The organism is Paraburkholderia tropica, from assembly GCF_014171495.1.
GTDB classification, from domain to species: Bacteria; Pseudomonadota; Gammaproteobacteria; order Burkholderiales; family Burkholderiaceae; genus Paraburkholderia; species Paraburkholderia tropica.
The window spans coordinates 99458-115537 of record NZ_CP049138.1 but is presented as its reverse complement, the minus strand read 5'-3'; the positions used below and the strand labels follow the sequence as shown (position 1 = coordinate 115537).

16 protein-coding genes and 1 pseudogene are annotated in these 16080 nt (G+C 60.8%); 11 read left to right on the top strand and 6 right to left on the bottom strand.

What is annotated here, in order from left to right:
- Positions 1 to 3: 3 nt before the first annotated feature.
- From G5S35_RS37630 to G5S35_RS37620, 3 genes and pseudogenes are all read right to left on the bottom strand, one after another.
- Positions 4 to 365 (bottom strand): annotated as a pseudogene (locus tag G5S35_RS37630) (transposase); the annotation flags it as partial.
- A 71-nt stretch (positions 366 to 436) separates the two neighbouring features.
- Positions 437 to 1171: an IS6 family transposase gene (locus tag G5S35_RS37625; RefSeq protein WP_183040830.1), complete on the bottom strand. Its 735-nt coding sequence runs from the start codon at positions 1169 to 1171 to the stop codon at positions 437 to 439.
- A 78-nt stretch (positions 1172 to 1249) separates the two neighbouring features.
- Entirely contained in the window at positions 1250 to 2146 is an 897-nt protein-coding gene (locus tag G5S35_RS37620; RefSeq protein WP_183040829.1) for a LysR family transcriptional regulator, read from the bottom strand.
- A 96-nt stretch (positions 2147 to 2242) separates the two neighbouring features.
- On the opposite strand from G5S35_RS37620, the gene G5S35_RS37615 reads away from it, so the two are divergent.
- The 4 genes from G5S35_RS37615 (at position 2243) to G5S35_RS39870 (ending at position 4674) form a co-directional block, all read left to right on the top strand.
- Complete coding sequence (locus G5S35_RS37615) at positions 2243 to 2689, top strand: cupin domain-containing protein (RefSeq protein WP_074987105.1); 447 nt, start codon at positions 2243 to 2245, stop codon at positions 2687 to 2689.
- A 348-nt stretch (positions 2690 to 3037) separates the two neighbouring features.
- Positions 3038 to 3451, top strand: a complete 414-nt coding sequence (locus tag G5S35_RS37610; protein ID WP_183040828.1) for a helix-turn-helix domain-containing protein — start codon at positions 3038 to 3040, stop codon at positions 3449 to 3451.
- Complete coding sequence (locus tag G5S35_RS37605) at positions 3448 to 4302, top strand: alpha/beta fold hydrolase (protein ID WP_237182041.1); 855 nt, start codon at positions 3448 to 3450, stop codon at positions 4300 to 4302. Before G5S35_RS37610 ends, G5S35_RS37605 begins: the two co-directional genes overlap by 4 nt.
- Before the next feature lie 6 nt (positions 4303 to 4308).
- On the top strand, positions 4309 to 4674 hold the full coding sequence (locus tag G5S35_RS39870) for a DUF4180 domain-containing protein (RefSeq protein WP_237182040.1): 366 nt from the start codon (positions 4309 to 4311) through the stop codon (positions 4672 to 4674).
- 767 nt (positions 4675 to 5441) lie between these two features.
- On the opposite strand, the gene G5S35_RS37600 is transcribed toward G5S35_RS39870, so the two are convergent.
- Positions 5442 to 6266 carry a hypothetical protein gene (locus G5S35_RS37600; RefSeq protein WP_183040778.1) on the bottom strand — a complete coding sequence of 275 codons (825 nt, stop codon included), beginning with the start codon at positions 6264 to 6266 and terminating at the stop codon, positions 5442 to 5444.
- Between the two features lie 208 nt (positions 6267 to 6474).
- On the opposite strand from G5S35_RS37600, the gene G5S35_RS37595 reads away from it, so the two are divergent.
- The 7 genes from G5S35_RS37595 to G5S35_RS37565 all read left to right on the top strand — a co-directional run bounded on the left by G5S35_RS37595 (position 6475) and on the right by G5S35_RS37565 (position 13198).
- Positions 6475 to 6858, top strand: coding sequence for a BlaI/MecI/CopY family transcriptional regulator (locus G5S35_RS37595; protein ID WP_074987102.1), 384 nt, complete (start codon positions 6475 to 6477; stop codon positions 6856 to 6858).
- Entirely contained in the window at positions 6855 to 8396 is a 1542-nt protein-coding gene (locus tag G5S35_RS39865) for a M56 family metallopeptidase (RefSeq protein WP_272904534.1), read from the top strand. Before G5S35_RS37595 ends, G5S35_RS39865 begins: the two co-directional genes overlap by 4 nt.
- Complete coding sequence (locus tag G5S35_RS40140; protein WP_272904533.1) at positions 8354 to 8521, top strand: hypothetical protein; 168 nt, start codon at positions 8354 to 8356, stop codon at positions 8519 to 8521. Before G5S35_RS39865 ends, G5S35_RS40140 begins: the two co-directional genes overlap by 43 nt.
- Positions 8522 to 8571: 50 nt before the next feature.
- Positions 8572 to 9444, top strand: coding sequence for a class A beta-lactamase (bla, locus tag G5S35_RS37580; RefSeq protein WP_237182022.1), 873 nt, complete (start codon positions 8572 to 8574; stop codon positions 9442 to 9444).
- A complete protein-coding gene (locus G5S35_RS37575; protein WP_183040777.1) occupies positions 9441 to 10568 on the top strand; it encodes an acyltransferase family protein in 1128 nt (375 codons plus the stop codon). Before bla ends, G5S35_RS37575 begins: the two co-directional genes overlap by 4 nt.
- A 508-nt stretch (positions 10569 to 11076) precedes the next feature.
- Positions 11077 to 12372 (top strand): MFS transporter, encoded by a 1296-nt coding sequence (gene tcuC, locus G5S35_RS37570; RefSeq protein ID WP_074987099.1) that lies wholly within the window; start codon positions 11077 to 11079, stop codon positions 12370 to 12372.
- A gap of 43 nt (positions 12373 to 12415) precedes the next feature.
- Positions 12416 to 13198 (top strand): substrate-binding domain-containing protein, encoded by a 783-nt coding sequence (locus G5S35_RS37565; protein WP_110329218.1) that lies wholly within the window; start codon positions 12416 to 12418, stop codon positions 13196 to 13198.
- Positions 13199 to 13232: 34 nt separating this feature from the next.
- Here G5S35_RS37565 and G5S35_RS37560 read toward each other — a convergent pair whose 3' ends face one another.
- Both G5S35_RS37560 and metG read right to left on the bottom strand, forming a co-directional pair.
- The gene (locus tag G5S35_RS37560) at positions 13233 to 14201 is read right to left on the bottom strand and encodes a LysR family transcriptional regulator (protein ID WP_074987097.1); all 969 of its coding nucleotides are present in this window, start codon (positions 14199 to 14201) and stop codon (positions 13233 to 13235) included.
- A gap of 340 nt (positions 14202 to 14541) precedes the next feature.
- The gene (gene metG / locus G5S35_RS37555) at positions 14542 to 16065 is read right to left on the bottom strand and encodes a methionine--tRNA ligase (protein WP_420874566.1); all 1524 of its coding nucleotides are present in this window, start codon (positions 16063 to 16065) and stop codon (positions 14542 to 14544) included.
- Positions 16066 to 16080 lie beyond the last annotated feature (15 nt).

The following is a 16080-nucleotide window of genomic DNA, read 5'->3' as shown; positions in this document are numbered from 1 at the left end:
TCTAACCACCGCGAGCATCTGCGCGGCCAGACCGTGCGTTTCGAGAAGATGACGGAACCGCAGAATCGTGCTCTCGTCCGGCAAACGCGTCATACCTTCGCCCAGTCCCGCAAACTCACGATACAGCGGCACGTCATAAAGCGCCTCTTCCATCGCTGGGTCTGACAGACCAAACCACTGCTGCATGAAGTGGATCTGCAGCATCGTCGCAACCGGAAACGGCGGCCTGTCTTACCCTTCGGATAGTGCGGTTCGATCAACGCAATCAACCTCGACCATGGCACCACGCGCATCATCTCATCGAGAAATTCCCGCTTGCGCGTGCGTTTCGTCGAAAGATCCAGACCAAGACCGAGTTGTGTCATCGACGAACTCCTTGAACGGCATTGTCAAGTTGGCGGCTGTGGGCAACTGTGCGTCACGCGCGTAGTTATCCTTAACAGATAACGGTCTCGCTTGCGGCGGAAAGAGTCCAAGCGCGCCATGTGCCGAGGCGTTCTTGAAGTATGGCACGATGACGTGCAGCGTTCATCTGATGCCTTGGAAGCGCGAAGTGCTGACGGATCGGGCCGAAGCATGAAAGAAAAGCCTGCGTGCGACGCGCATCGCGAAAGCCACACATCTGGCGTTCGCGCCTACGGGTTGGCTGGTGGCTGCTCTCGGCGCGGTTATTTACCCGTGCGGCCGCTTTGACGAACACGTGCTTCACCCGAGCAAGCTCAGGGATATCAGCCTTCGCCGCCGGATAGCTGCGCAACTGGTCGGTGACGATCTTGCGCGGCACCGGGTTTGAACGCAGCATCCTCAGGAAGAAGCGCTTTGCCGCAGCCTTGTCGCGCCGCTTTTGCACCAGCACGTCCAGTTCAGCACCATGCTCGTCAACCGCTCGCCACAACAGATACGGCTCGCCGCGTAGCGTCACGAACATCTCGTCTAAATGCCAGGTGTTGGCTGGCTTGCGCCGCGCCGCCTTGGCGCACTTAGCGAATCCAGCGCCGAACTTGTCGCACCAGCAACGGATGGTTTCGTATGTGACCACGACACCACGCTCGAGCAACAACTCTTCGATGTCGCGCAGGCTCAGGCTGAACCGGAAGTACCAGCGAACGGCGCAGCTGATGACGATAGCGGGGAAGCGATGGCCGTGATAAAGCGATTTCGTCTTCTTCATCGCTTCATTCTACTGCCACACCTCCAGCAACCTGACAGTGCCCGGGGTGCAAGTTCCGCGTTGTCGTCCCAACCGCCCCTAGCGGTTGCCTCGCCCTGCCACCGCGTTTCGTTCCAGCGTATCGCCAAGGTGTTGCGCGAAAGCGCGCGCTCGGGCGCTCATGTCACCCCGCGATGGGTAAACGAGGTAGAGACCCTGTTGCGTGGCGTCCTGCAAGGGTGGGTCAATCTCGACGAGAGTGCCGGCGGCAATCGCGTCCGCGCACAGATGCGCGGGCAAGGTCGCCACACCCCTGCCGCGTATCGCCATTTGCTTCAGCAAACCAAAGCTGTTCGCCACGACCCTCGCCTGCGCGCCTGCGGTACGATCGTCGCTGGGGGAAAAAGCGAGCAAGTCGAGTTGCGCGAATGAATCGGGCACTGAAATCGCGTGGTCAGCGCGATCACCAACGCCGCGTCTTGCGAGCCATGCCGGGCTGGCAAACGCGGCCATGCGGAAACTGGCGATGCGCCGGGCGACTGCATCGCTGCTCCCCGGCTTGCCTCCGCGTATCGCGAGATCAAACTTGTCACCGACGAAATCCACTACCTCGTTGGTGGCGTGTACCTCGACGCGCACTCGCGGGTGGCTGTCGAGGAAGGCGGAGATGGCATCGGCTAGCACGGTGTCGGGGAAGTCGAGCGGCACGCTCAGGCGGATCGTGCCAGACAGCTTCTCGCCTCGGGTGAGGCCGCGTTGCTCGGCGGCGCGCAATGTCGCAATGGCACTCGCAACGCTGGCGTGCCATGCCTCGCCTTCGTCTGTAAGTGCAATCCGGCGGGTCGAGCGTCGCAGCAGACGCACTCCGAGTCGCGCTTCCAATGCGGCAACGCGGGCACTGACGGTCGAGCGCGGCACACCTAGCTCGCGCGCGGCGGCGGCGAAAGAGCCGCAATCTACTACGGCTACGAAAGCCAGCGAGCCATTGATATCCATTGTCCATCCCGTTGGCGGAAGCCGCCATTCTAGCGGTCTTATCGAAGGCTCCGCGAGGGCGCAGACTGGCGCTTCTCACCACTCGTCACGACTTCCATGAAATCCGCCATCTTCACGCCCGCCGTAGTACTGTCCTTCGCCAACATGCAGACCCGAGTTATCGCCGGGAGGGTCGACACAGAGACGGGCGATATCGGCGCTCCATACACTGTGATGGAAATGCGAATTGGAACATGCGGCGGCGCACCTGCGCATCGCTCACTCGACGAGGAGAAGACCTTTGTGGTCCTGGAGGGCTCGCTCGAGTTCCAGATCGGCGAGACCGTCCAGACAATATCCGCGGGAGCAGTCGCTACGGTCGCGCGCGGCGACGTGCACGGCTTCGCCAATCGGGCGGACACCGACGCGCGCATGCTGCTGATATCCGCGCCGGCAGGTCATGACGCATTCTTTCGCGCGATGGCTGAGCTGCCGACGCCGCACGATATCGAGGCTGTGCGGCGCATCTGCGAACAAAATCGGCAGGTAATCATTGGCATATGAGTACCGATAGCCGACTAAGGTCATGTATGTCGTCGATTAGGACCGCACCGTCGAAGGTCCGCTCCTGGCCGGCTAGCGCCCCACGGCCGAGCGCGGTGATCGCCGCGGGCACGGCCTTTCATGCAAAGGGCATAAACGACCCGAAGCCGTCGGTCAAGGTCGCTGCTCGTATGTCTCGAGGCACCTAAAGAACAGTCGCTCAAGGTTCCGATGCGCACGGCGCGCTCCGCGAACTGACTTTAGCTCACACGTGACACGGCCTTTCGTTCGGGCTTCCCGCCCACATTATTCCCTGTTGTGACGTTAATCATGGAATAATAGGGAATATGAACGCTTCTTTGGGCCGCCATGTTCCATACCGTTGAAGACGTCGCTGCGTCCCTTCGAATACACCCGAAGACCGTCCTGCGATTCATTCGCGAAGGCAAGTTGCGCGCGACCCGGGTGGGTCGCGCTTATCGCATCCTCAATGCTGATTTGCTCGAATTCGTGCGAATACGACCCGTATCGGACGCGCCGCGTATAGTGCGCGTTACGAGCATCGTCGACATCCCTGAAGGGTCTCCATCGATGCAACAATACCTGTCGAAATCACTGCACGCGATGACATTGAGTCGAGGGTCATATCATGATCCTCTACGCGTCGATGTCGCTTTTGATCCCGTATCGAGCCAGATCAAGATCATCATCGCGGCCACACTTGGCGACACGGCGTCGTTGATGTCCGCGCTCGAAACTATCGTGGCCCAAGCTGAAACATGAATGCGATCTATCGGTCTGCGCGTCAAGCGCAATTGATCCAGACCGCGTATGAAGCAGCGCTTTCGCACTGGCCGGACTCACATTCGCGTATCAACATCCCGACGCGCCATGGCGTTACGCATGTCGTCGTCTGCGGCCCCGAATCGGCTCCGCCCGTTGTCCTAATCCACGGGTCTCAGACGACTGCGGCAAGTTGGCAACACTGTGCGGTCGATTGGTCCAGACATTTGCGTCTCTACGCGATAGACGTGATCGGAGAAGCGGGGCCAAGCGCGCCTTCGCGTCTCCCGCTTGCAGGCGGTTTGCATGCGCAATGGCTGAGCGACGTGCTCGACGGTCTGGGAGTCGAACAAGCCGCATTCGTCGGTATTTCTCTTGGCGCCTGGTTTGCGCTCGATTTCGCGTCCCGCCAGCCGGCCCGCGTGTCGCGCCTCGCGCTGCTTTGTCCGCCAGGCATTGGCAGGCAAAAGCGCTTCCTGTGGTGGGCGTTGCCACTTTTGCTTCTTGGCGGCATCGGGCGCGCGTATGTCCGAGAACGTGTACTCGGCCGTCTTCCGCCTGTATCCACGCCAGCAGAACGCGACGCCGCCTCGCTCATGGAGGCAATCGACCACGGTTTCCGTCCGCGCCTCGAAGTTATCCCCGTGTTTGGCGACGATGTGCTTCAAACGCTGTGTGTCCCTATGCTCGTCATTGTCGGCGGGCGCGACGTGATGCTCGACTCGAGCGACACGGTCCGACGTCTCAGGCAAGTCGCACCGAAGGTAGAGGTTCGATATCTTGCCGATCAATACCATTTCATCCGCGGGCAGCGCGAAAGCCTGCTTAGGTTTCTTCATCCGACGGGGTAATCAAACGTGGACTATCGTCTGACGCTGATCGGCAGCCACCGCGTACTCATCCAGAGCGAATGCGCGAGTCCCGTCAAGCAGGAGCACGACGCGTTGGACCTTATCATGTTGGCGCGACGGCATCGGGCGGACTATCTCGTTGTCCGCGCGCAATCCTTGCATCACGAATTCTACCGGCTCGACAGTGGTTTTGCCGGCGCTTTCCTGCAAAAGCTGATGAACTACGGTATCAGGATCGCTGTGGTTGGCAACATTGACGAATGGCTTGCACGCAGCAATGCGTTCCGCGAGTTCGTTCTCGAATCGAACAGTGGGAAGTCAGTATGGTTCATCGCAACGGAGCAAGACCTAATGTCTAAGCTCAGCGCGTAGATGAACCAAGGAGACTCGCAAAGCCGATCGCTCTCGTGTTTGGAAAGAGAGAGTGTCGAAATCGCCCAGGGCATGGCCCACTCCATGCCCGTGCGGCTCTGGCAGTAATGCTAACCCGCTTTTTATTCGCTCGGCGCCCAGGTAACTATGCCCGCCGCCTTTCACCACCAGACGCAGATTATGTCGGCGGACGAAATCGATGCCGGAAACCACGTCCGCCGTAGAACGGGCGGCCACTGCGTAGGCGCTCGCACGGGGCGTCCATCCGTCGAGCCAACCTGAGATCTGGGTGCCGCCAGGATCGTCGCCGAGCGCGATCGGATTTCGCGCCTCTTTGAGGCGAGCAAGACAATCGGGCGCGCCCGGCGTTTCGGCACAGATCTGCCAGATGGTTGTGGGACGCAACAAACTTCCTCCAACTGCGCGACTCAGCGCCTGCCACTGTTCTGCTTCTGGCCACGCAGGATCACAGGCCGGATGCGGTGTGTTCCAGCCACGACCGGAGCCACGTCCGCAAAGATAGTGGCGGTGGGAAGCAATGGCAGAGCGGCAACACCCTTTAGCAGGCAACGTCTCTTCACGTCGTCTCATTTCCTTATCGAGCGACAATCAGCTTCGAGAACCATCTTTTCTGGAACCAGGAGCGGGCCCGACAGGCTTCAATCGAGCGGGTAACCAAGGGCCGTTACCAAAAGGTCAAAGCGCCCCTCGGTTGTCCGTGCAACATCATAGATGAGATGCCTACCTCGATGCGTGGGCCGCGATGCTCAGGCCGTCTGTGAAAATCCCAATGACTTGGTCCCAGAAGGCGGAAAGAAATTCGGGATCACCGAAGTATTCTGAAAGACACTCATCCGGCCGCCGAAAAGCGTATTGCCCGATGTCGAAACGAAGGTCGACGTACCATTTTCAGCAGCCTGCGCACTCTTCGCGAACAGCAAAAAGCCCGCTGCGGTGGTCGGATCCTGGCCGAGATCCATCTTGCTCCCGTCGGCCAGCTTGTAATCGCCGTCCTTCATCTGATATTTTTGCGCATCCTGCCCAAGCGACTGGAAAAGCGACATAAACCCTCCGAGCGCGTCCGCTTTCTCGCTAACCGCGTCGGACTGGGATGCGGTGAGCGGCGTTCCATCCGCTTCAGACCACTTTGCATAGCCGCTAACCGCGTCACTATGAAAAGCGTTAACCGAAGCGACGAGTGAAGCGTTTCCGTTAAGCATGCCTTGAAGCCACGCTATATCGTTTGCGCCAAGGTCCTTGGACGTGACCTCGATCGAGCCGTTGCTCGAATGGAAATCAAAGTGGGCATTGGCGAGGTCCGGCCTCTGCGACAGGACTGACTGCATTGTGGACGTCAGGGCGTTAGCGATGTTCCGCGCGTCGTTTCCCATTTTCAACGGGGCGCCCAAAGCATCCAGATACTTTGCAACGCGAGCCGCTGTCACAGACGGGTCAACGACAGTCACAGCAACTTGCGTCGGCGACGCTTGCGTGGCTGGCGAAGACTGCATCAACCCGGGAGAACCCAGCGGGAGTTGGCTTTGGCCCAATGCCACCGGGTTCGAATTTGCCAACGTAATTGGCGCGCTCATTCGTTCCTCTCTCTTTGTCCTGTAAGCGGGTTTACGACGACTTTGCGGAAAACGTGAGGCTTGGATTGAAATCGCCGAACGAATGGCGAGGGTACAACGAATCGCCGATTGGGCAAAGATCTCCGTGAGGACACGACCACGTCTGCGTAGACAATTTGGTCTAGACAAGTTACTCTACGTCATCCCGTCTCTGCTCGAAGGTGTCGTCATGACCAAAGCTACTGCCGCGACCAGGCCGACTGCGGCTGAACTCGAACTCCTGCGGGTTCTATGGCCAATCGGCTCCGCCACCGTCAAGCAGGTCCATCAGGCCATGCATGAGGAACGTGCGGACGTTACCTATGCCAGCGTATTGCGCCAGATGCAGGTCATGCATGCGAAGGGGCTGCTGACGCGCGACGAAAGTGAGCGTTCCCACGTCTACGCGCCCGCGCAAAGCCAGAACATGCTGCAAACCAGCCTGCTGAAGGAACTGATCCACAAGGCGTTCTCGGGTTCGGGCAAGGCACTTGTCATGGCCGCTTTGCGCAAGCACGTTAGTCAGGAGGAACGAGAGGAAATTCGCAAATTTCTCCATGGAGATAAGCGATGAGCCCATTTGCCTGGACGCTTGTTCAGGCATTGGGCTGGGCGCTCATTTGCTTCGCATGGAAGGGTGCCTTGATCGGCGTGGCAACGGCGCTCTCGTTGCGGCTAATGCGTAACGCCAGTCCGCAACGTCGCTATGCGCTCCTCTGCCTTTCGCTTCTTTTGTGTCTCGCGATACCAGTGCTCGATGCGTACCGCGGTATCGAAGCGGCGTCGCGGCCATCTGGCTGGTTTCGCGCGACCGATTCTCTCATCGTGCCAACGAAGCACACACGCGATACATTCACGATTGAGAACGTCCTGCCCTGGCTGGTTGCGGCATGGCTGGTCGGTGTCGCCGCCATGTCGTGCCGGCTGACCGCCGGCTTGCTGTGGGTACGTCGGATCGGACACGCGTTTCCCGCTTGGCCAGATCCCCGGTGGCAGGACTACATGTCGGCGCTTGCCGTGCGTTGCGGGCTGTCGCGTCCGGTGACGCTGTGCGTGGCAACGCATCTCGCAAGCCCGCTGACGATCGGCTGGTGGCGACCGCTCGTGCTTGTTCCGGCTGCGTTGCTGACGCGCATGCCACCCGATCTGCTCGAAGCGGTGCTTGCCCACGAAATCGCGCATATCAAGCGCGCCGACTATCTGGTCAATCTGCTGCAAAGCGTGATCGAGGCGCTGCTGTTTTTTCATCCGGCAGTGTGGTGGCTGTCGCACCGGATTCGTATCGAGCGGGAATGCGTCGCCGATCAAATAGCCGGCACGCTCATTCAAAACCCTCGGCGTTTGGCGCTTGCGCTCGAGGAGCTCGACGCGCTTCAATCGTCGAGTGCCGGATACGCGCGAGTCGCGCAATCGGCGCGGGGCGGCCAGTTGCTGGACCGCATCAAACGCCTCTGCCACCCCGTCCCGCCCTCGCCGCACTGGGTCGCGTGCGTCCCGGCCATCACGGTTTGCTTCGTCGCGTTGTGCGTGACGGCGCAGACACTGTGGCAGGTGCCCGTGTCGCAACCCGCGGCGGGCATCGTGCCTGCCGGGTTGCTCGCATCGAGCCACGTCGTGGTGATCGACGACAAATCCGGTCATGTCCTGTTCCAGAAGCGCCCGGACGATATCGTGCCGATCGCATCGTTGACGAAGTTGATGACCGCCATGGTCGTGCTCGATGCCCGGCCCGATATGAACCGGACCATTCGCATCGACGCCAGCGACGCCGAAGCATTGCGGCCCAGCCGCACGGGATTGCCGGTCGGCGCAAGTCTGCCCCTTCATGTAGTGCTGCAACTCGCTCTGATGTCGTCGAATAACAGCGCGGCATATGCGCTGGCGCATGACTATCCCGGCGGCTACCCGGCGTTCCAGGCCGCGATGCGAGCCAAGATTGCTGCGCTCGGCCTGAAGCACACGACGATCGAAGAGCCAACCGGCCTCTCGCCGCTCAACACGTCGACGGCAAGCTCGTCGAGTACCAGAACACGAATCCGCTCGTCGGGCAAAAGGGCTGGGACATTGCCTTGTCGAAGACCGGCTATACCGACGCGGCCGGACGTTGCCTGATCATGCGGCTGCGCTCGGTTCGGGACAGCGTCACGATGGTGTTTCTGGACGCCGGGCCGGCTGCGTTCCCTGCGCGCGACGCGATCAACATCCGTCGCCTCCTGCTCGCCCACAAGCTGGCTTGACGTTCGGCGCGCTCACCGCGTTTCCTCACTCTGTCCAAGTGGACCTGACCTTGACTCACTCGATCACGCGTCGAAAGCTGTTGATTGGTTTACCGCTGCTCGCCGGCATGGGCGTGGCTCCCGCATTGCGTGCAGCCGATTCACCATTCTCCGATATCGAGCGGCGCAATGGAGGCCGCCTCGGTGTGTTTGCGATCGATACCGGCTCGGGCCGCACACTGAGCCACCGCGCCGAAGAACGCTTCCTGATGTGCAGCACGTTCAAGGGATTGCTCGCAGCGCAGATACTGGCCCGCGTCGATGGCGGCGCAGAGCGGCTCGATCGGCTCGTTCACTACACGGAGAAGGATCTTGTTTTCACGTCGCCTGTGACCAAGGCCAACGTCGCGCGGGGTGCGTTGTCGATCGACGCGCTCTGCCGGGCAGTCCTCGTGGAGAGCGACAACACGGCCGCTATCCTGTTGATGCGCAGCGCCGGTGGTCCCGCGGCGTTGACCCGGTTCGTGCGCGGACTCGGCGATACAGTCACGCGCTCGGACCGCTATGAGCCCGAGTCGAACCGCTATCGCGGCGTGCTCGACACCACGACGCCGAAGGCCATCGCCACCACGGCGCAGCGCCTTCTGCTTGGTGATGCCCTGAGCGCCAGTTCTCGCGCACAACTGGAGCGCGGCATGGCCGACTGCAAGCCGGGGCTCAACCGGATTCGCGCCGTGCTGCCCGCAGGTTGGCAGGCCGCCGACCGGCCCGGCACCAGCGTCGAAAGCGAGACCAACGACTACGCGCTCGTGCGCCCGCCCGGGCGCGCGCCGTTGCTCGTTGCTGCCTACTACGATGCGCCTGGCGTCAGCATGGAAGCGCGCGAGGCCGTTTTGCGCGCAGCGGGCACGGCGTTCGTGCAGTGGGCCACGAGCGCGGCATGACCGAGGCCCCCACGCGAAACCGGAAGATCGATTTACTCCGTGGCGTTTCCATCCTGCTCGTACTGTTTCACCACTTCAATATCGCCTATCGGCTCGACGACACTTTTCTGTCGCGCGTATTCGGCTGGGAAGCGGTCCGGGCTGTTGCACGAAACGGCAACTATGGCGTCACGATGTTTTTTGTGATCTCGGGATATCTGATAACGGCGAACGCAACTCGCCGCTGGTCCGAACTCGGTCATGTTGATGTCAGGGTGTTCTACGGCTTGCGCATCGCGCGCATCGTTCCGTGCCTGTTGCTGCTGCTGGCTGTGGTGAACGCGCTTGCAATGGCTGGCATTGCCATCTTCCAGAACCACTCGCCGGCCGGCACGCCGGTTTCATTCTGGCTTGTGAACCTGGCTTCGTTGACGTTCTGGATGAACATGCTCATAGGGACGCACGGATGGACCAACTATGCACTCGGCGTGTTGTGGTCGCTTTCCGTCGAGGAGGTGTTCTACCTCTCGTTTCCTCTGCTTTGTCTCGCGTTTCGCAGGGAGGCGCAGCTCGTTGCTTTCTGGCTCGCATGCATTTTCGTTGGTCCGGCTTACCGTTTCCTGCACCAAGGCGACGAGGGTGGCTATCTCTACGCGTATTTCGCATGCTTCGACGCAATCGCCACCGGATGTTGCGCGGCGCTGCTAGCAAGACGCGACGTGTGGCGTGGCCGCGCGTGGAGCGTGCTGGCGTGGCCGACGGCGCTGGCCATGACGTTTGTCTATCTGTACTGGCCGATCCGCGAAAGCAACGTGTTCGGTGTCACGGCAATGGCCTTCGGCACTGCGGTTTTGCTACTGGGCGCGAGTGATCGGCTGGACGAATCAAAAGTACGAGGCACGCGTGTGTCCACAGTGCTAGAAGGGTTCGGCAGGCTTAGCTATGAACTCTATCTGTTTCACCTTATCGTGCTGGGCCTGCTGCGCACGATTTTCCCGCCTTCCGGCGTGGCGGGTGACGAGAAACTGGTGGTTCTGGTCGGCTATCTGTTGCTTTCTACCTGTCTGAGCGTATTCATCGCGCGAATGTACGCTGAGCCGTCGAGTCGCATTGTGCGCCATTGGCTGATTCCGAGAAGATCTTGACCTAAAAGCGAATACTGCGAGCGGGATCAACCTGACATCGAACACCCCCCAGCTCGAATCGGGTGCAGAGGCTGAGCGACTGGTTCTGGTCGGGGTGCGGCCGGTCCCGTTACCGCCACCAATGTCCGAGTTTGGCCGAGTTCCGCCCGTTACCGACCTTCAGCGCTTTCCCTCGAGTGTCTCATGTGCGCTCCAAAGCCGACTCCCGGTAAAGCATTCGATCGTTTGTCAAGATACGAGCACTGCCACCGGAGCCGCGGACGCAGCATGGACACGCGCACGGCCGCTTCCTCATGCCACTTTGTGGCGTGACAAAAAGGGCCTCTGGCGGTCGCCGCCGCGTGCTCGCGCTGCGAGGCTTTGTGGTTTCGTCAGACTCGATTGATAACGACAGAACATCAATCGTTCCGAAATTTGCACTTATCGTTTCGCTGGCTCCGGACGAACATTGCCAAAACCGCGATCGACCGGAACGCCGCGCATATTCCGGAATTCAGGAGACACCTCGATGCACCCGTCGTCTAGCCCTTCGACCATTCATTCAAAGGCCGCCGCGGTTTTCCGTGTAACCGCCGGGAATTTCCTGGAACAGTTCGACTTCTTCCTGTTCGGCTTCTACGCCACGCAGATCGCCAACGTTTTCTTTCCCGCCAGGAGCGAGTTCGCCTCGTTGATGATGACGTTCGCGGTCTTCGGCGCCGGCTTCCTGATGCGGCCGCTGGGCGCGATCGTGCTTGGAGCCTATATCGACGACGTCGGCCGCCGCAAGGGCCTCATCGTCACGCTTTCCATCATGGCGAGCGGCACTATCCTGGTCGCGTTCGTACCGGGCTATGCGACGATCGGACTTCTCGCGCCCGCGCTCGTGCTGCTCGGGCGGCTGCTACAGGGCTTCTCGGCGGGCGCCGAACTGGGCGGCGTATCGGTGTATCTCGCCGAGTTGGCCACGCCCGGCCAAAAAGGCTTCTTCACGAGCTGGCAGTCCGCGAGCCAGCAGGTCGCGATTGTCGTCGCCGCGGGCCTCGGCTTCGCGCTCAACCAATGGCTGAGCGCACGGGCCATCGCCGCGTGGGGCTGGCGCGTACCGTTCTTCGTCGGCTGCATGATTGTGCCGTTTGTCTTCATGCTGCGTCGCAATCTGGAGGAAACACAGGAGTTCAAGGCGCGCCAGCATCGTCCGGGCATGAAGGAAGTATTCGACACGCTGGTCCAGAACTGGGCTGTCGTCGTCGCCGGCATGATGCTGGTGGCGATGACAACCACGAGCTTCTATCTCATCACGGTCTACGCGCCGACCTTCGGCAAGACAGTCCTGCACCTTAGCACCGCCGACAGTCTGCTCGTGACGCTGTGTGTCGGCGTGTCGAACTTTGTGTGGCTACCGATCGGCGGCGCGCTCTCCGACAGGATCGGCCGCCGGCCGCTCCTCGTCGGCATGACGGTGCTCGCCATCGCGACCGCCTACCCGGCGCTGTCGCTGCTCGCTCACGCGCCAAGCTTCGTGAACATGCTGCTCGTCCTCCTTTGGCTCTCGTTCATGTACGGAATCTATAATGGGGCGATGGTCGTCGCGCTCACGGAAGTGATGCCGGCGCAGGTACGCGTTGCCGGCTTCTCGCTCGCCTACAGCCTCGCTACGGCCGTGTTCGGAGGTTTCACGCCCGCGATCTCGACGGCGCTCATTCATATGACCGGCGACAAGGCCGCACCCGGCTACTGGATGAGCCTCGCCGCGACGTGCGCCCTTTTGGCGACGTTCGCACTCTATCGCCGCCGCGCAGTGACACTGACGCCAGCGCGCTGATGTGCTTCCCCCGGACCCATCGCAACCCTGTACGACCACAACCATGAGAAACCTGCTTCTGAAACTTTGCGCGGCAGCGCTCGTCGCAACCTCGGCCGCTGCGCCGAACGTACAGGCTGCCGACCTGCACGTCATGAGCTCGGGCGGCTTCACCGCCGCGTACAGGGTGCTCGGCCCGAGGTTCGCTTCCCAAACGGGCAACACGCTCGACACCGCGCTTGGCCCCTCGATGGGAAAATCGCCCGAAGCGATCCCCAACAGGCTTGATCGCGGCGAACCTGCGGACGTTGTCATCATGGTCGGCTACGCACTTGACGATCTGATCAAGCAAGGCAAGGTCATCCCCGGATCCCGGGTCGAGCTGGCCGATTCGCGCATCGGCATGGTCGTGCGTGAAGGTGCGGCGAAGCCTGACATCAGCTCGGCCGAAGGCCTCAGGCAGACCTTGCTGCATGCGAAGTCGATTGCCTATTCGGACAGCGCGAGCGGCGTCTATATCGAGCGAGAGTTGTTCAGCAAGCTCGGCATTGAGGATCAGGTCAGGTCGAAGGCGAAGATGATCCCGCGCATTCCCGTGGCGTCGGTGGTGGCGAACGGCGAATACGAAATCGGCTTCCAGCAGGTGAGCGAATTGCTGCCCGTCCATGGCACCACGTTCGTCGGCAAGATTCCCGAGTCTCTGCAATCCGTCACGCGTTTTGCCGGCGGCATTCCCGTGGGCGCGCAGCATCCGAAGGAAGCGAAGGCGCTACTCGACTATCTCGCATCGCCCGATGTGCAACCCGAAGTGAGAGCGACCGGGCTAGATTCCGTCTCCGCGCATTGAGGCAGAGGTATGGGAAGGCTTGTCTCAGCCAACTTCACGATGCGGTCTTCCTTCTGGCTTTCGCGGTCGTCGTCGCGCTGTTGTCCACGGCATCGTTGCGTGCGACGCCGGCGCGCTTCGTCTCGATGATCGTGCGGTGAAACTCCTGTGCGGCCGGTGTGAGCGGCCGTCCTCGCCGTCTTACGATTCCCACGCGTCGTTTCACCACCGGCTCGACGAGCGGCACGCTAGTGAGGATTGGGTGGTCATGTCCGGGCATGGCCATCGACGGCACGGCGGCGACGCCGAGCCCCGCCTCGATCAACCCGAGCATGGTCGTGACGTGCCGGGTCTCGCAAACGCTCGGTGCTCGCGGCGCCACGGCGGTGAGCGCCTGGTCGAGCAACAGGCGGTTACCGGACGTCTTGTCGACCGAGACGTAGTCGTGTTCGTAGAGCTCGTCCCAGGTCACGCGCTTCTTGCGTGCGAGCGGATGGTCACGGCGGCAGGCAGCAACAAACCGCTCCTGCAGCAGCAGTTTGAACTCGATCTCGGATTCCTGACTGCCCATGAAGCTCACGCCGAAATCGGCCTCGCCGCTGATGACGGCGCCAAGCACCTCGTTGGCGCTCGAATCGAGCAGCTTGACCCGGATGCGTGGAAAGCGGCGATGATAGCTCGCGATAACGCTCGGCAGAAAGTAATACGCCACCGAAGGCACGCACGCGATCGTCACATGGCCCAGGCGGCTCGATGAAACATCGCGAATGCCGAGCAGCGCGACGTCGAGATCATCGAGCAGTTGCTCCGCGCTTTGGGCGAACACGCGACCGACGGTGGTGAGGGTGACGCTGCGCGTGGTGCGCTCGAAGAGACGCACGCCGAGCGCTTCCTCGAGCTTGTCGATCCGGCGACTCAACGCTGGCTGGGATATGCTCACCGCCTCCGCGGCCTTTCGGAAGCTTCCCAGCTCCACCACCGCGCGAAACGCCTGCAAGTCATTCAAGTCAAAGTTCACGCCCACAACTGGCCCCCGCATCCCGGATGCCGACTATTTTGCATGATTCAGCAGAGATCCCCTCTACCCAAATGATGCACGTATCCTCAACCTTTGATGAGGCACCACTGACATGAGAGTGACGGACTGGTTTAGTACAATCAGCCGACGTTCGTGTTCGGGAAGCTATTGTCTCTTTATGGCCGCCTACCGCCTCATGCGCTTTGCATGAATCAAAACAACATCGATGCTGAGCGAACGGCTGAGTGCGACCCTTCTCGGACCTTCAAAGATCCCGTTAGCGGACGTTCACGTGACGATGCTCGGCCAACGTGTTCGAAGTTCGCCGTCATCGTCATACGGTTGTTCATGCTTTTACGGTATCTGTGCTCATCCGCTTTGGAAATAGAATGCCCTCCTTGATTTTGCTTCCCGGTTTCACGCCAATGCCCCAAGGCAAGTTCCAGCACGGTTCAGCGGAGGCTCCGAGTAACGATCGCAACTCAGACATCTTGCCAGGCATCACTGGAGAAAGCAGGTTGGAAACACTGTATAGCGCTTCCAACAGCGTATAGAGCACCGTATCCAGCCGGTCGGCCGCACCGGTCTTTTTCGCCAGCGCCCATGGCGCACTGCTCGCAACATAGCCGTTTAGTTCTGTAACGAACTCCATAACCCGCTCCGCAGCACGGCCCAGTTTCATCTCTTCGACCAGCGCCAGAACGGCGCTTGGCAACTCGCTCGCCCGCGCGATAATCGCATCTTCGGACGCCTCGTTACCCTTCGGTGCAGGCACTGATCCGCCGCGGTACCTCATCACCATGGCAAGCGTACGGGCAGCAAGGTTGCCCAAGTCGTCGGCGAGGTCTCGGTTTAGCCGCTGTTCAATCACGGGGTTACTAATTATCCCGTCAAAGCCGAAGCTGACCTCGCGGATCAGCGTGTAGCGCAGTGTATCGACGCCGTACGTGTCCGCCGCCTCTAGCGGATCGACACCGTTGCCGAGCGACTTGCTCATCTTACGACCATCAGAGCCGAGCAGGTGCCCGGAAACGTGCAGGCGTCGATACGGCGCGATTCCCAGCGCATGCGTCATGCTCAGCCAGAATAGTGTGTGCGTGCGCAGGATGTCTTTGCCGATTACGTGCCGCACCGACGGCCAGTAATCACCGAAGACGGATTGTTCGGGATAGCCGAGCGGCGAAACGTAGCTGAGCAGCGCGTCGAACCAGACGTAGGTAACATGTTCGGCATCCCACGGAATCGGGATGCCCCAGTCGAGCCGATCCACGGGGCGCGAGATACTCAGATCACCTATTGGCTCTTCCAGTAGCTTCAAAATCTCGTTGCGGTATTGCGCAGGCTGAATCAGATCCGGTGTGTCCAGCAATAATTGGCGCATCCAATCGCGGTGCGCCTCCATGCGGAAGAAATAGTTGGGTTCGCGCCGCACCACAGGCGGCTCCTTGTCCTCGGGAAGTTTGCCGTCCACCAGTTCCTTGTCCGTGACGAAGCGCTCCTGGCCGACCGAGTAAAGCCCTTCATAGTCGGCGAGATAGATCTCGCCCGCCTCGAAGAGCTGCGTCAGGCAATCAGAGACGACCTTGGCGTGTGCAGGCGCGGTGGTGCGAACGAACAGGTCCGGTTCTACGGCCAAGCGCCGCCACGCTTCTTCAAACGTCCGCGCATGGCGTTCTGCGAACGCGTGAGGCGCTTCGTTGGCCAACATCGCAGCCTTGGCGATTTTCTCTCCGTGCTCGTCCGCGCCGGTGAGCAGCAACACCTTATTCCCAGCGGCCCGAAGGTAGCGGGCCATGATGTCGGCATGTACGCTGGCGTAGGCGTGGCCTAGATGTGGCCGGTCGTTCACATAGTAAATCGGCGTTGTGATGTAACGGTGAATCTA

Coding starts and splice junctions, on each gene's coding strand:
- G5S35_RS37575 (WP_183040777.1), top strand. CDS start 9,441: ATGACCGAGGCCCCCACGCGAAACCGGAAGATCGATTTACTCCGTGGC.
- G5S35_RS37625 (WP_183040830.1), bottom strand. CDS start 1,171: ATGAAGAAGACGAAATCGCTTTATCACGGCCATCGCTTCCCCGCTATC.
- tcuC (WP_074987099.1), top strand. CDS start 11,077: ATGCACCCGTCGTCTAGCCCTTCGACCATTCATTCAAAGGCCGCCGCG.
- G5S35_RS37595 (WP_074987102.1), top strand. CDS start 6,475: ATGACCAAAGCTACTGCCGCGACCAGGCCGACTGCGGCTGAACTCGAA.
- G5S35_RS37605 (WP_237182041.1), top strand. CDS start 3,448: ATGAATGCGATCTATCGGTCTGCGCGTCAAGCGCAATTGATCCAGACC.
- G5S35_RS37565 (WP_110329218.1), top strand. CDS start 12,416: ATGAGAAACCTGCTTCTGAAACTTTGCGCGGCAGCGCTCGTCGCAACC.
- G5S35_RS37600 (WP_183040778.1), bottom strand. CDS start 6,266: ATGAGCGCGCCAATTACGTTGGCAAATTCGAACCCGGTGGCATTGGGC.
- G5S35_RS39865 (WP_272904534.1), top strand. CDS start 6,855: ATGAGCCCATTTGCCTGGACGCTTGTTCAGGCATTGGGCTGGGCGCTC.
- G5S35_RS37610 (WP_183040828.1), top strand. CDS start 3,038: ATGTTCCATACCGTTGAAGACGTCGCTGCGTCCCTTCGAATACACCCG.
- G5S35_RS37620 (WP_183040829.1), bottom strand. CDS start 2,146: ATGGATATCAATGGCTCGCTGGCTTTCGTAGCCGTAGTAGATTGCGGC.
- G5S35_RS37615 (WP_074987105.1), top strand. CDS start 2,243: ATGAAATCCGCCATCTTCACGCCCGCCGTAGTACTGTCCTTCGCCAAC.